The sequence below is a fragment of the Pseudomonas sp. LB3P81 genome (genome assembly GCF_054897965.1).
This window is the reverse complement of sequence record NZ_JBUBVG010000001.1, coordinates 110054-124026: the sequence shown is the minus strand read 5'-3', so window position 1 is coordinate 124026 and position 13973 is coordinate 110054. Positions and strand designations below refer to the sequence as shown.

At 55.6% G+C, this 13973-nt stretch carries 11 protein-coding genes and 2 pseudogenes; 8 read left to right on the top strand and 5 right to left on the bottom strand.

Going from position 1 to position 13973, the window contains the following annotated elements; translation table 11 throughout:
- Positions 1–92: 92 nt before the first annotated feature.
- The 5 genes and pseudogenes from ACYZTL_RS00695 to ACYZTL_RS00675 form a co-directional block, all read left to right on the top strand.
- Complete coding sequence (locus tag ACYZTL_RS00695; protein WP_461950127.1) at positions 93–1244, top strand: efflux RND transporter periplasmic adaptor subunit; 1152 nt, start codon at positions 93–95, stop codon at positions 1242–1244.
- Positions 1241–1927, top strand: coding sequence for an ABC transporter ATP-binding protein (locus ACYZTL_RS00690; protein WP_461950126.1), 687 nt, complete (start codon positions 1241–1243; stop codon positions 1925–1927). The genes ACYZTL_RS00695 and ACYZTL_RS00690 overlap by 4 nt, the downstream gene beginning before the upstream one ends.
- Positions 1927–3138: an ABC transporter permease gene (locus ACYZTL_RS00685; RefSeq protein ID WP_461950125.1), complete on the top strand. Its 1212-nt coding sequence runs from the start codon at positions 1927–1929 to the stop codon at positions 3136–3138. The genes ACYZTL_RS00690 and ACYZTL_RS00685 overlap by 1 nt, the downstream gene beginning before the upstream one ends.
- The gene (locus ACYZTL_RS00680; RefSeq protein WP_461950124.1) at positions 3138–4334 is read left to right on the top strand and encodes an ABC transporter permease; all 1197 of its coding nucleotides are present in this window, start codon (positions 3138–3140) and stop codon (positions 4332–4334) included. Before ACYZTL_RS00685 ends, ACYZTL_RS00680 begins: the two co-directional genes overlap by 1 nt.
- Positions 4335–4474: 140 nt before the next feature.
- Positions 4475–4579, top strand: a pseudogene (locus tag ACYZTL_RS00675) (helix-turn-helix domain-containing protein); the annotation flags it as partial.
- Between the two features lie 301 nt (positions 4580–4880).
- On the opposite strand, the gene ACYZTL_RS00670 reads toward ACYZTL_RS00675, so the two are convergent.
- From ACYZTL_RS00670 to ACYZTL_RS00660, 3 genes and pseudogenes are all read right to left on the bottom strand, one after another.
- Positions 4881–5174 (bottom strand): hypothetical protein, encoded by a 294-nt coding sequence (locus tag ACYZTL_RS00670; protein ID WP_461950123.1) that lies wholly within the window; start codon positions 5172–5174, stop codon positions 4881–4883.
- Between the two features lie 13 nt (positions 5175–5187).
- Complete coding sequence (locus tag ACYZTL_RS00665; protein WP_461950122.1) at positions 5188–5463, bottom strand: ASCH domain-containing protein; 276 nt, start codon at positions 5461–5463, stop codon at positions 5188–5190.
- A gap of 250 nt (positions 5464–5713) precedes the next feature.
- Positions 5714–6967: pseudogene (locus ACYZTL_RS00660) on the bottom strand (IS1182 family transposase); the annotation flags it as partial.
- 165 nt (positions 6968–7132) lie between these two features.
- On the opposite strand from ACYZTL_RS00660, the gene ACYZTL_RS00655 reads away from it, so the two are divergent.
- Both ACYZTL_RS00655 and ACYZTL_RS00650 read left to right on the top strand, forming a co-directional pair.
- Positions 7133–8164: an IS110 family RNA-guided transposase gene (locus tag ACYZTL_RS00655; protein ID WP_461950121.1), complete on the top strand. Its 1032-nt coding sequence runs from the start codon at positions 7133–7135 to the stop codon at positions 8162–8164.
- A 440-nt stretch (positions 8165–8604) separates the two neighbouring features.
- A complete protein-coding gene (locus ACYZTL_RS00650; protein WP_461950120.1) occupies positions 8605–8823 on the top strand; it encodes a hypothetical protein in 219 nt (72 codons plus the stop codon).
- Between the two features lie 393 nt (positions 8824–9216).
- Here the strand turns inward: ACYZTL_RS00650 and ACYZTL_RS00645 are convergent, their stop codons facing one another.
- A complete protein-coding gene (locus ACYZTL_RS00645) occupies positions 9217–10203 on the bottom strand; it encodes a hypothetical protein (protein ID WP_461950119.1) in 987 nt (328 codons plus the stop codon).
- Positions 10200–11723 (bottom strand): AAA family ATPase, encoded by a 1524-nt coding sequence (locus ACYZTL_RS00640; RefSeq protein WP_461950118.1) that lies wholly within the window; start codon positions 11721–11723, stop codon positions 10200–10202. The genes ACYZTL_RS00645 and ACYZTL_RS00640 overlap by 4 nt, the downstream gene beginning before the upstream one ends.
- A gap of 389 nt (positions 11724–12112) precedes the next feature.
- Here ACYZTL_RS00640 and ACYZTL_RS00635 point away from each other — a divergent pair, with 389 nt between their 5' ends.
- Positions 12113–13144 (top strand): IS110 family RNA-guided transposase, encoded by a 1032-nt coding sequence (locus ACYZTL_RS00635; protein WP_461950117.1) that lies wholly within the window; start codon positions 12113–12115, stop codon positions 13142–13144.
- Positions 13145–13973 lie beyond the last annotated feature (829 nt).

Here is a 13973-nt window from a genome sequence, read left to right as displayed (position 1 = left end):
CTCGTCTGAAAATCGTCGGATAAATGGCGTTTCGCGTTGAGCTTTTACCCTCCTGACCTAGGCTCAAGCCATGTGGGGAGGAGGTGCAGTCCATGCGCAAATTATTGATTGGCTCGTCGATGCTGGCGTGTCTGGTGGTGCTGGGTGGCTGGTTGAGTCGACCACAGCCGTTGCCGGTCAGGCTGCTAGAGGTTGAGCGGGGGCCAGTGGAGACGCTGGTGGCCAACACTCGCGCGGGTACGCTGAAGTCCTGTCGACGCTCGCATCTGTCCTTCAATGTCGGCGGCCAGGTTGCCGAGTTGCTGATCGGCGAGGGCCAGCGGGTCCAGCCGGGTCAGGTGCTCATGCGCCTGCGGCAGGGCGAGCAACAGGCCCGGCTGCAGGAGGCCGAGGCGCGGCTGGAGGCCCAACGCAACGCCCGCGAACAGCGCTGCCAGCAGGCTCATCTGGACCGGCGCGACCTTGATCGCCTGGGCCATCTGGCCGACCGCAAGTTGATTGCCGCCGATCGCCTCGATCAGGCCGAGACCAAGGCTCACCTGGCGAAGCTGATGTGCAGTGCCAGTGCCGTGCTGATCCGCGAGGCCGACGCCAGCCTGCAGTTGCAGCGTTCACTGCTGGAGCAGACGACCCTGCGTGCGCCATTCGCCGGCATAGTCGCAGAAATCAACGGCGAACTCGGCGAGTTCGTCACCCCTTCGCCGCCGGGTATTCCCACGCCGCCGGCGGTCGACCTGATCGACGACAGCTGCCTGTATGTCGAGGCGCCGATCGATGAGGTGGACGCTGCCCGGGTTCGCCCCGGAACCGCCGTGCGGATCAGCCTTGATGCCTTCCGTGGCCAGCATTTCGCCGGCCGCGTCAGCCGCATCGCGCCCTATGTGCGTGAACTGGAGAAGCAGGCGCGCACCGTCGATGTCGAGGTGCGCTTCGACCAGCCGCCGGCCGATCTGGTCCTGCTCACCGGCTATAGCGCCGATGTCGAGATCCTCTTGGAGCAGCGCGCACGTGCTTTGCGCATCCCCACCGAGACCCTGCTGGAGGGGCAGCGCGTGCTGCGATATGATCCGAGCGCCCGGGTGTTGCGCGAGGTGGAGGTGCAAACCGGGTTGAGCAACTGGCGCTGGACCGAGGTGCTCGCAGGGCTGGACGAGGACGCGCGTATAGTCGCCAGCCTCGAGCAGGAAGGGCTCAAGGACACCGTGGCGGTGATCCCGGTGGATGCGGCGGAGACTGAGCAATGATCCGCCTGCGCGGCGGCAGCCGCAGCTTCCAGTTGGGCGAGCAGCAGGTGATGGGGCTGGACGGCCTGGATCTGGACATCGCCGCCGGTGACTACATGGCGGTGATGGGCCCGTCGGGCTCGGGCAAGTCAACCCTGCTGAACATCCTCGGTTTGCTCGATGCGCCGAGCGCCGGCGAATACTGGCTGCAGGGCGAGGCCACGGCGACGCTGAGCGAGGCGCGGCGCGCCCAATTGCGCAGCCAACTGATAGGTTTCGTGTTCCAGTCCTACCACCTGATCGCACGGCTGACGGTGCTGGAAAACATCGAGCTGCCGATGGTCCTCGCCGGCATCGGCGCGGCGCAACGGCACAAGCGCAGCAGCCAATTGGTGGCGCGCCTGGGGCTGGGCGAGCGCATTGCCCACCGCCCGGCCGAGCTGTCCGGTGGTCAGCGCCAGCGCGTCGCCATCGCCCGGGCGATGGTCATGCAACCGGCGCTGTTGTTGGCCGACGAGCCCACCGGCAATCTCGATAGCCAGGCCGGCGCCGAGGTCTTCAGCCTGCTGGAGGAGCTCAACGGCGAGGGCCTGACCCTGATAGTGGTGACCCACGACGCCAGCCTGGGCGCCCGCGCGCAGCGCCAGTTACACATGCGTGACGGGCGGATCCACAGTGCTGCGCCGCAGCGGGCGCTGGTCTGATGCGCGCTGCCGATGCCCTGGGCTTCTGGCTCGGCGCCTTGCGTGGGCATCGCTCGCGCAGCCTGATGCTGCTGCTGGCCATCGCTATCGGGGTGGTTGCGGTCAATCTGCTCACCGGTCTCGGCGCGGGGGCGCGGGCCTTCGTCCTGAACGAGTTCTCGCTACTCGGGCGCGACATCCTGATCGTTTTCCCGGGCCGCAAGGAAACCACGGGGCGCATGCCGCCGCTCACCGGCCTGACACCGCACGAGTTGACCTTGCAGGACGTCCAGGCCATCACCCAGTTGCCGGGCATCCGCCGGGTCGCGCCGCTGCAGGCCGGGCAGATGGAGGTGATAGTCGGCAACCGCAATCGTGAGGTGCTGACCCTGGGCACCACCCGGGACTTCTTCGCCATTCGCCAACTGACGGTCGTCCAGGGCCAGCCCCTGCCGGCGCTGGACCCTGAGCAGGCCGAGGCCGTCTGCGTGATCGGCGGCAAACTCCGGCGCGAGCTATTCGGTGCGCGCCCGGCCCTGGGTGAATGGTTGCGCGCCGGCGACCGGCGCTTCCGGGTGGTCGGCATCCTCGGTGAGCGGGGCGAATCCCTGGGGATGGATTTCGCCGAGATGTTGATCATCCCGGTGGCCAGTGCCCAGGCCTTGTTCAATCGCGAGGGGTTGTTGCGGGTGTTTGTCGAGGTGCGTGGTCCGAGCTTTCTCGACCGTAGCAAGCGGCTGATACTCGCCGCGCTCAAGGAGCGCCACGAGGGTGAGGAAGACATCACCCTGATCAGCCAGGACAGCCTGCTCAGCGCCTTCGACGAGATACTCGCGGTGTTGACCCTGGCGGTGGCCGGGATTGCCGCGATCAGCCTGCTGGTGGCAGGCATCCTGATCATGAACGTGACCTGGATTGCGGTGAGCCAGCGCAGCGCCGAGATCGGCCTGCTCAAAGCCATAGGTGTGACGGCGGCGCAGCTGCGCCTGCTGTTCCTCGGCGAGGCGGCGCTGCTCGCCCTGACGGGGGCGCTGGCGGGGCTACTTCTGGCCGAAACCTTGCTCTGGCTGGGGCGCCTGGCGTTCGATCTGCCGCTCTATGCACCCTGGTGGGCGCGGGCTAGCGCGGTGCTGCTGGCACTCGGCACGGCGCTGCTGTTCGCCTGGCTGCCGGCCGCTCGGGCCTCGGCGCTGGAGCCGGTGGCGGCGCTGCGCCCGCCGGGAGCGCACTGATGCGCTGGCAAGATGATTTCCGGCTGACCAGCTCGGCGCTGACCTGTCGACCCTTGCGCAGCCTGCTGACCCTGCTCGGGGTAGCGATCGGGATAGCCGCCGTGGCGCTGCTCACGGCCATAGGCGAAGGCGTGCGCGGCTATGTGCTGGAGAACTTCTCGCAGTTTGGCACGCGGATCATCACCGTGCGCCCGGGCAAGACCCAGACCAGCGGCCTCGGCGGTCTGCTCGGCAGCGTACGGCCACTGACTATCAGTGATACCGACGCCCTGCGGCGCTTGCCGCATGTCGAGGCGGCGGTGCCGATCATTCAGGGCAGCGGGGATATCCAGTTCGGTCAACTGAGCCGGCGCAGCGACATTCTCGGTGGCGGCCATCAGCTGGCGCAGGCCTGGCGCATGCAGCTGAGCCTGGGCGAGTTCCTGCCCGTGGCTCGTGACGGTCGTTCGCCGCCCTATGTGGTGCTCGGCCATCAGCTGCGTGTCGAGCTGTTCGGTGCACGCAATCCGCTGGGCGAGCTGATCCGCGTCGGCGGCGTGCGTTTCCGGGTGATCGGCGTGATGGCGGAGAAGGGCCAGTTGCTCGGCTTCAACCTCGACGATATCGCCTACATCCCGGTGGATTGGGCCGAAAGCCTGTTCAACCGCACCGGGGTGGTCAAAGTCCATGTGGTGTTCGGCGCCGGCACCACTTCGCGTGCGTTGAGTCGGCAGATTCGCCAGGTGCTCGGCGAACGGCACGGCGTGGAGGACTTCAGTCTGAGCACCCAGGACGACATGCTGCGCAGCTTCAACCGCGTTCTCGGCACCCTGAGCCTGGCCATCGGTGCCTTGGGGGGCATTTCCCTGTTGGTCGGCGCCGTCGGCATTCTCACTATCATGACTACCACTGTGGGCGAGCGCACGGCGGAAATCGGCCTGTTGCGAGCGATTGGTGCCAGTCCGCGGCAGGTGCTCGGGCTGTTTCTCGCCGAAGCGACGCTGCTGTCCCTGGCCGGTGGTCTGCTTGGTCTGCTGTTGATGGGCCTCCTGCTCGGGCTACTGCACCTGGCCATGCCGAGCCTGCCCTTGGCGCTGCAGCCGCTGTTTCTGCTGCTGGCGCTGCTGCTGGCGGCGGTGCTCGGCATTCTCGCCGGCCTGGCTCCGGCACTGCGGGCGGCCCGCCTGCATCCGGTGGTGGCTCTGCGCAGTGAATAGCGGCCAGGACAATGAGCCTGACGGGCTAGCTGTACGCTGCGTGACGATAACGAAAACGCCGGCGCTGGGCCGGTGATTTTAATTGGTTGGCGGTGGCAAAAACTGAGTGCAATACCTGACCGCTTCGGTAGGGTGTTGCCATGTCTTATCACGAACTCAGCGTTGAAGAGCGCGTCACGATCCAGATCGGCCAACTGCACGACATGAGCCAGCGCGAGATCGTCCGTCTGTTGAACTTTGGTCCCGACTGGCGGGGCTTTCGTTAACCTGGGCGACATTTCCTATTGGTTTGCCTTGTGGTTCGCTTCTTCGCGCCAGTTGCTTTCAGCGCTAGCCTTGGTGGAACCACGGACATCTATTAGGCCACCGCGAAATTCCGCATACGCACGGTATGACTTCCCATCCTTAACTACCCAACCCTGGATCTGCTCACCGTCAATCATGAGTGAAAACTCAACTGCTGCGCTCATAGCCTACGGCCTCATGTGGTTACTGATGAGGCCAGCATGCCGTCACGACAGTGAGCAATGAGCTATTCCTCGAACTTCAGGCTTGGAATATTCCGGTGGTTCTGAGTCGATTGCGGTCCCACGCTCTATCAACAGCAGCTGGGAATTCGTCAGATAAAATCAACAGGTCCCGATCGTCACAGCGGCGACAATCCCCATTGGGGAAACGCCAAGAATCGTTCTTCGCCACATACACGGGGTGCGCACCGTAGATATTCAGATGTTCAGCAGCCCCATGGGCACGCTCGGCGATGACGTAACGAACTCCGTCGACCAAGGCAGGCAATCGCGAGAACTCCGGCAACAAGTCCTCAGAATTCGGAGTGTCCATAGAGGATAAATTCCTACAGGTTTACGTTGATCGCGAACACCAGGACAGGCTCAGAGCCGAAGTGCGGGTGAGTGATAGTAGTCACGCGATATCCGCGCCATGGAAGAGACAATCGCCGGGGTTGATCACCACGCGCTGGGTAGCCCTTGGTCAGCTCGATGCGTTCATAGCTTCGGCCTTCCAAGCGCTTACGCCAATACGGCGTTAGCAGGCGAAATTCTTCAGGCTTGGTGCCCGCCTTGATCGCGTCGAAGTATTCGCCCTTGAGGGCCAGTGTCAGCGTAGCCAAGTCCGACTTCCCTAGAACAATTCGTTGTAGTCAGCTGAGCCACTCTGCACCCGGCAATTTGGCTCTGCCCTTGCCGCCTTGTGGGCTTTCACCTTCGCCCAAGCTACCAAAATCTTGACGTTCGATAATTCTACGTTTTAGTCAAAGGGTAGTTACGGTTTTGCTCCGACCCGGCGTTGAGCGAGTCATTTATCGGGGTTTCGTAATCGATCTTATGGCAACCCGACCTGCAATTAAGGCAGCGATAGTTTCTAGCGACTCGCATCATCTCTGGTGCTTTGCTCAGCCGAAGCTGCATCTCCTCCAATACGTCTTCATGCTCCCAGCGTCGAACTCGTCGTTCCGTGCTCGGTGTGCACTGCAATTTCAACGCGCAGCCCTGGCATTTCGAGCTCCAGTAACGATGCAACTTCAGGCCTTTTTCAACGTTGCTGTAGCGCCAAATGAGCGTTTCTCCAGCCGGACAAATGTACTCGTTTTTTGCCGCGTCATAGATGAAGGCATCGTTATTGAAACGCCCGTCAGCCTTGGCTCCAGAGGTCATCGGCTTGGGCACATAGGCGGTGATGCCTGCATCGTGACAAGCCAGAATTTGTTCACTTTTGAAGTAACCTCGGTCAGCCACTACCGACAACGTATCTGACGCCATCGCCTCGCGGGCCTGCTTGGCCATCGAGCTGAGTTGATCGCGGTCGGAGCCGACGTTGGTCACCTCATGCGCAACGATCAAATGGTGCTGCGTATCGACCACTGTCTGCACGTTGTAGCCAACGATTCCCGTGCCGCGCGTCATCATGGAGCGGCTGTCTGGATCGGTCAGTGAGACCTGTTTGTCCGGCGTTTCATTGAGCTGGATTTCGATCGCCTGAAGCTCTTTCATTTGCGTTTTGAGCTTGGCGATTTTCTCTTCCAGCCGCACGGCGCTAGGCTCGGAAGCTGTTGGTTCTTGCCGATCGGCAGCATCGAGTGCCGCTAGATAACGGTTGATACTCGATTCAATTTCTTCCATTCGCCGTTTCAGTTTGGCGCTGGTGAAATTGCGGTCGCGGTTGTTGACTGCCTTGAATTTGCTGCCGTCGATGGCGACCAGATGTTCTCCGAACAGTCCCAATTGCTGACACAGCACAACGAACTGGCGACAGACGCCTCGGATGGCCTTGCTGTTGTCTTTTCGGAAGTTGGCGATGGTCTTGAAATCCGGCATCAAACGCCCGGTCAACCACATCAGCTCGACGTTGCGTTGAGCTTCTCGCTCCAAACGTCGGCTCGACTGGATGCGGTTGAGATAGCCGTAGATGTAAATCTTCAGCAAGATCGCGGGGTGGTAAGCAGGCCGGCCAGTATCGGCTGGAATGGCACCTTCAAAACCCAGATTGACCAGGTCCAGTTCGTCGACGAAGACGTCGACTACACGCACCGGATTGGTATCGCTGACGTAGTCGTCGAGGCTCTCGGGAAGTAAGGTGCCTTGGCCTCGATATTCACCTTGGATAAAGCGCTTCATGGGCGATCCCTGCGATGAAATCCTCAGAAATCATAGCAAGGGTTCGCGGAGGCGTTTTTACACACTCTCGGCCAAAAGCAATGGGATGGACTCCTCCTCACTTCGGCATCTTGAGTGCCAGACTGAAGGTGCGAACCACAGTCAACAGTGAGAAGGAGTCCACACATGAAGCTTATGCGCATTGGGGTCGACCTGGCCAAGAACGTATTTCAGATCCACGGTGTGGATCGCCATGAGAAGCCGGTCTGGCGGCAGCGTCTGTCTCGTGATCAATGGCTTCAAACGGTGCTGGAGAAGATCGAACCTGGTTGTGAGATCGGCATGGAGAGTTACGGTGGCGCCCATCATTGGGCGCGGCAACTCGAAGCTCGCGGATTTCGAGTCAAGCTGATCGCACCCCAGTTCGTTAAACCTTATGTCAAAAGCAACAAGAACGACGTGAACGATGCCGAGGCGATCTGTGAGGCGATGAGCCGTCCCACCATGCGATTCGTCGCCATCAAGACGATCGAACAACAGGATATCCAGGCGACGCATCGCATCCGGGCCGGCTTAATCGAACAGCGGACGGCCAAAGCCAATCAAATCCGTGGGCTGGTTGCCGAGTACGGCCTCGTTGCACCGAAGGAATTACTGATGCTGCGTCGTGCGATACCGTGCTGGCTAGAAGATGCAGATAACGGTTTGACGGCTCGCTTTCGTTGTCTGCTGGATGGTTTGTGGGGCGACCTTCGTGCGCTGGATGAACGCGTATGCAAACTCGACGGCGAGATCACTGCGATCGCGACAAGCGAGCCCTCCGCCGTCCGTCTTCAACAGCTGCGCGGCGTCGGCCCAATGATCGCCACAGCGCTCGTCGTCGCTCTCGGTGATACCCGTCAGTTTGCCAATGGCCGACAGTTTGCCGCCTCGCTGGGACTGACACCGAGGCAACACAGTTCTGGTGGTAAGGATCGATTGCTCGGTATCAGCAAGCGCGGTGATGCGTATCTGCGAACATTGATGGTGCATGGCGCGCGCTCGGCGCTACGCACAGCCAAATCCAAAGAGGATCGACTCAGCCAGTGGGCCGTTCGTTTAGCCGAGCGATCACATCCCAATGTGGCCGCTATTGCGCTGGCCAACAAAACTGCACGCATGGCTTGGGCGATGCTGCGTCACGGCACTGATTACCAACCGGATCAGGCAGCGGCCTGATCTATTTACCCGACGTGTTCCACGAGAGAAACAACTCTTAACCACGATTGCAAAGCAACCTGAACGATGGCAAACCGGTCGAACCGGCGTCGGCAAAACCCTCTAATGTCTAAGTGCGAAAAGCACGAAAAAGCAATCGGGAGCTGACGCGCGAATAGCCCATCATGGCCCTGCATCGAAACGATGCTGTATTTAGAGGCCGAATATACGTGTGCAGTCGGCGCGGGAGCCAAAGCAAAGGGGCTTGCAATGAGGAGGAGTCCATATACAGACATACGTTTCCATCTGTTCGAGAAGAAACTTTTGCCCGTGCCCTCACGGTTTTGCCAGAAAGGTCAGGTCTAAGGCGAACAAGCGGGGATATGTGCGATTACCTACTCAGCCTTAGTCAGTAGCGAAATGAACTAGGCTTCCTGAACCACTCATCAAGGACGGCCGTCATGCCAGACAACTCAGAATGCAAGATCGCCACGGCAGATGCTCTGACCTTAATCGTGCACAACCAACACGCCCTAGGTGCGGCAATAGAAGAGATCACCAAGTGGCTTGCAGAGAATGGCGTAGAGAGAGTTGCAGTTAACGCAGTCGTGGCCATGGAAACACTAGACACAAATGCGAAAGCGATTACGGATGCAATTATGCGTCTACGGCGGTCTTAGTGAACTGACCCTGATTCTATAGACACAAATGACTGGTAGCTCGGGAGCGAGACCTGTCATTCACGATCAATCAGCAGCTATCGACCCAAACCGGTCAGTAGTGACTGACAGCAATCGGCCCAGGCTATGTAAAAACGCATGCATCGTTTTAAAGTCTGCGTTGCTACGTAAAATCTGCCAGCGCTCGGTTAATCAGCAGACCAGAAATTTGCGTAGGAGCGCGACTTTCGTTCCGATTCCGACTGTCAATCTTGTCTTAAAGCGTTTTTACACAGCCTGGACCAATAGCGGCCGTTCAGCATCAAATGAAATTGGGACGCTGTTGCCTGACATGCCAGATAGAAATCACCAAACGGCAGACGGTCAACCCCTCCTTGGATACTTCTAACAAATCTAAAAACTCTCGTGCCAAAGTTGGAAATCACGACTACTTGCTAAACTTTCACGCCGAGACAAATCCCCATCTCGATCAAACTTTGCCAAAAATGTACTGCTTGGAATTGGCATCGAGCCTAAAACTCTCATGCCATTTCCAACCTGACAAATATGCCGATCAAAACCTAAAAATCTATCATGTGATTTCTTTACAAAAAACTCCTCTTTTGCTGATACAAGTGTCAAGCTTCCTATAGCCTTCCAATAAGCTGGTATCTTGAAGACCCCCTTATAAAAGGCGTCATGTACTCCAGTATGGAAATCACTATCCTTTTCGCCGCCGTGCGAAATAATCCTAATATTAAATTTCTTATCAATCTTAGATAAAAAACTAAAGAAATTCTTCATAGCCTCATCTGTAGAGTCGCGAGACGCCGCTTTTCGAATATTTTCAAAAAAATAGCGATCTACAATAGTTATTTTCTTGGAGTGTCGCGCTAGCGCCTCAAATCGGGTATCCCAAACCTGTTTCGGGGTGTCCGACTCTAGTATTTCCGACTCACTTAAGCCTAATGAATTCGTGATATTTATTGACTCGCTGCACACTCCAGCTGCAAGCAATTCAAAGCTGGTTTCGGTGCAGAAATGTTTATAACTATCCTGGGTACCCAATTGCAGGCCTGCGGCTTCTTCAGAAAAAGCCGTTTTAAAAACAGAGCTTAATTCACAAAGTTTTGAAAAGTCCGTGTAATCAGAAAAATCCCACCACTCACGATCGACTTCGTATTTTTTGCCGTACTCTAAAGCTTCGAGCCATCTTTGACGAAATTTCGGAGGTAAAGTATCAATTAATTTCAATACGTCAGAAATCCCTCCACGCGGAAGAACCAACACACCCACATCTAGCCAAGAACGAGTGATAAAATCGTGCGCAGCACTATTAGCATCGTCATTCAATGTCCTAGCACTGAAGAAGTCGTGATCCAGAGAGAATTCGGAGATCATTTTCTTCCCCTGAATTTTTCCGTCAGTCTCTCTTCAAAAAAACCGTCAGGCCATGGATCAATGAAATCACCTTCACTATCCATCCGGATTTGTGTTACCTCACCACCAGAAGATGTAGGTTCCACATAAAGAACGGTGACTTGTCCTGGCGTTACTAAACCTTGAGACATCATCCCTTGAAGTCTAAGTATAAGCGACTCGCTGTGAGTCTCTACAATCCATTGATTACTTTTGCATGTAGCCACGAAAAAGTTTGCCAGATGCGCTTGTAATCTAGGATGCAGGTGGATTTCCGGTTGTTCAACACAGATAATACTATCGTCTCTAACTAAACCCTCCACTAAAATAGGAAGCATTTGCCCGATGCCAAAGCCAACATCCGAGGGGCCTACTTTAACTCCAGTTCTTTTGTCTTTCAGTTGAAGGCAAATGACTGGCCCGGTTACATCCGTACCAATACTTTCTGATGAGAGCTCATAAGGAACCTCAAACTGAGTAAACCAAGAATTTATATCATCCTGCATTTCAGGTCGTTCATAAATAAACTTAGCGACATTTTCACCTTGCTTGCCGACTGATTCGTCCTGATCTGCCTTAGGGGCATAGAACCGACTTGGATGACTTCTGAGAGGACCAAGATATGTAATAGCACCAAACTTGTTTTTAAGGTCAGAAGCCAGGCTACTAAAGGCAAAGTTCAATTGAACGAAGTTATCAACTGAGAAACTTGAGCTCGCTCGACTCTCCATTACTGCCATCGAAGGCGTAGCGTAATTTAAGTCACTTCTGAAGTTTACAGCATCTAATACTTTTTTTGGATTAGCATCTTTTGAATTTGCATTTGGATGATTAATTAAGTATTCATAAGCTGCAGAATAGCCGCCTTCACCAAAAATAAATGTTCTTGATGCAGCTAACCTTTTTGCTGGAAGCCGCTTCCTCAAACCTTCGGCTTTCTCTGCTGCCGCAGCCCTATCCTTGGAATTCATTATTTCCGATGGCTTTTCAAGTTTAACAAGCTCTGCCATCTCGATTTCCATAGCACGCAAGAGCGTAGATTTTACTGTGCTTGCAAAAACGACAGACGAATTTGACTCGTTACTCACTTTTACAGACATTGAATCAAGGTACGAAAACCCCTTGTAGTCCACCTTTCCATCTGCATAGTTGTAAACTAATTCAAACTCTTTTCTTCTGTTCTTTCCAAAAACGTCAAAGCCATACTCAGCAATTGATTGTTTTTTATTAGGGAGATATGAAAAGCCGAATGAAATTGCACGTTTTAATTCATGACCGTGAACCATGGACGAATAGTCGCCTAGATCAACAAATTCTCCATTAGAAACCAAGCCGCCTTGCACATTGGGCCGCGTCAGCGATTGCTTTAGTAGCATAATAGAATGAATAATTGAGCTTTTCCCTGAGGAATTAGGCCCATATATCAATGTTATCGGAGCCAACTTGATTTTTTGGCTGCCTGAAAATGCTTTGAAATTTGCAATTGATAAGGTTTCTAACATACTCATCCCTGACAATAAAAAATTTTACTATGAAATATAGCGATCAAAAAACTGAAACCAAATAACTTTGCACGCCCAAATTTTTTCGCCGAAGCCATCTGCTAGGGCTGAAGCTTTGCCCTCACCAACTGCGTTCTCGGAGAAAAACTACGCTAAGACGATAGCAATTTGCCACACCACAGTCTATTCGCCATTCTGGTCAAATGGCGGCTTCTGGCCGGTTTGGGTCGCTTTCTGCCTCTCGCGACGGGCAGAAAACAACCAAAACCAGTCATTCGCGATAGGCAGAAAACGGCCAGAAGCAATGGGATGGACTCCTCCTCACTTCGGCATCTTGAGTGCCAGACTGAAGGTGCGAACCACAGTCAATAGTGAGAAGGAGTCCACACATGAAGCTTATGCGCATTGGGGTCGACCTGGCGAAGAACGTGTTTCAGATTCACGGCGTGGATCGTCATGAGCAGCCCATCTGGCGGCAGCGTTTACCTCGCGATCGCTGGCTTCAAACGGTGCTGGAGAAGATCGAGCCCGGCTGTGAGATCGGCATGGAAAGTTGTAGCGGTGCGCACCATTGGTCGCGGCAGCTACAGGCACGCGGATTTCAGGTGAGGCTGATCGCGCCTCAGTTCGTCAAACCGTACGTCAAGAGCAACAAGAACGACGCCAACGATGCCGAGGCAGTCTGTGAGGCGATGAGCCGCCCCAGCATGCGCTTCGTCGCCGTCAAGACCATCGAACAACAGGATATCCAAGCGACGCATCGCATCCGGGCCGGCTTAATCGAACAGCGGACGGCCAAAGCCAATCAGATTCGTGGGCTGATCGCCGAGTACGGCCTCGTTGCGCCGAAGGAATTACTGATGCTGCGTCGCGCAATACCGTGCTGGCTAGAAGATGCCGATAATGGTTTGACGGCACGCTTTCGTCGTCTGCTGAACGGCTTATGGGAAGACCTGCGCGCACTTGATGAGCGCGTGAGTGAACTCGATAGCGAGATATCAGCGATCGCGGCAAGTGACCCAGCGGCCGCCCGTCTGCAACAGCTGCGTGGCGTCGGCCCGATGATTGCCACCGCACTTGTTGCGGCCATCGGTGACGCCAGTCAGTTTGCCAATGGTCGACAACTGGCCGCCTCGCTAGGGTTGACGCCAATGCAACACAGCTCTGGTGGGAAGGATCGACTGCTTGGCATCAGCAAACGTGGAGATGCTTATCTGCGAACGTTGATGGTCCACGGTGCGCGGTCGGCACTGCGTACAGCCAAGTCCAAAGACGATCGACTCAGCCAGTGGGTCGTCCGCTTAGCCAAGCGCTCCCATCCCAATGTGGCCGCTATCGCATTAGCGAACAAAACTGCACGCATGGCCTGGGCGATGCTGCGCAACGGCACTGATTACCAAGCGGATCGGGCTGCGGCCTGATCCATTCGTTCCAAAAGAAGCACCCACACCACGATTACGAAGCAACCCGAGCAATGGCAAACCGGTCGAACCGGCGTCGGCAAAACCCTTTAATGTCCAGGTGCGTAAAGCACGTAGAAGCGATTGGGAGCTGACGCGCGAATAGCCCATCATGGCCCAGCATCAAAACGATGCCGCAGTAAGAAGCCGAATATACGTGTGCAGTCGGCACGGGCGCCAAAGCAAAGGAGGCTTGCAACGAGGAGGAGTCCATATATGGACATTCGAATCAGGGCCGCTTCTGGCCGTTTCTGTTCCTCCGTAAATGACAACTGCAAATGCCGACCGCTAGCTGTGATGACGTAAATACCTAGCTCCCCTACTCTGAATCGCATTGAATTACCGGCGAAATTTGAGATGTGGTGCCAAGTTAACGCTGCACTTCCGTTATCGTATTGTTTGGATGATTAGTAACCGAGCTGGCCACCGTTTAGCGATTCCAATAGCGTGCATCATACGAGCTCGAAGGACATCCGTTGGATGCCGAGCGGGACCACTGAAAAAGTAATGAATTAAACGAGCGCGAAGCAGAAAGCCTATAAAGCGTAGCTGCTTTTAGTAATCGTAACGTGCGACAAAGCAAAAAAATGGTTAGCCCTTGCAATATTTTAAAATTATTTATATTGCAAAAAAATCTAAATTGCGATTTGATTTATCTTCAGCCACCAACTAGTTTTTTTAATAGTTTAACCAATTTGCCACGCGACAAAAAATCAAAATCAAAACCGGTATATAAAGCAGTAAAGCCTCTTGTTTTTTGAAATGCCGGCTTGCGTCCCGGTATAAGATT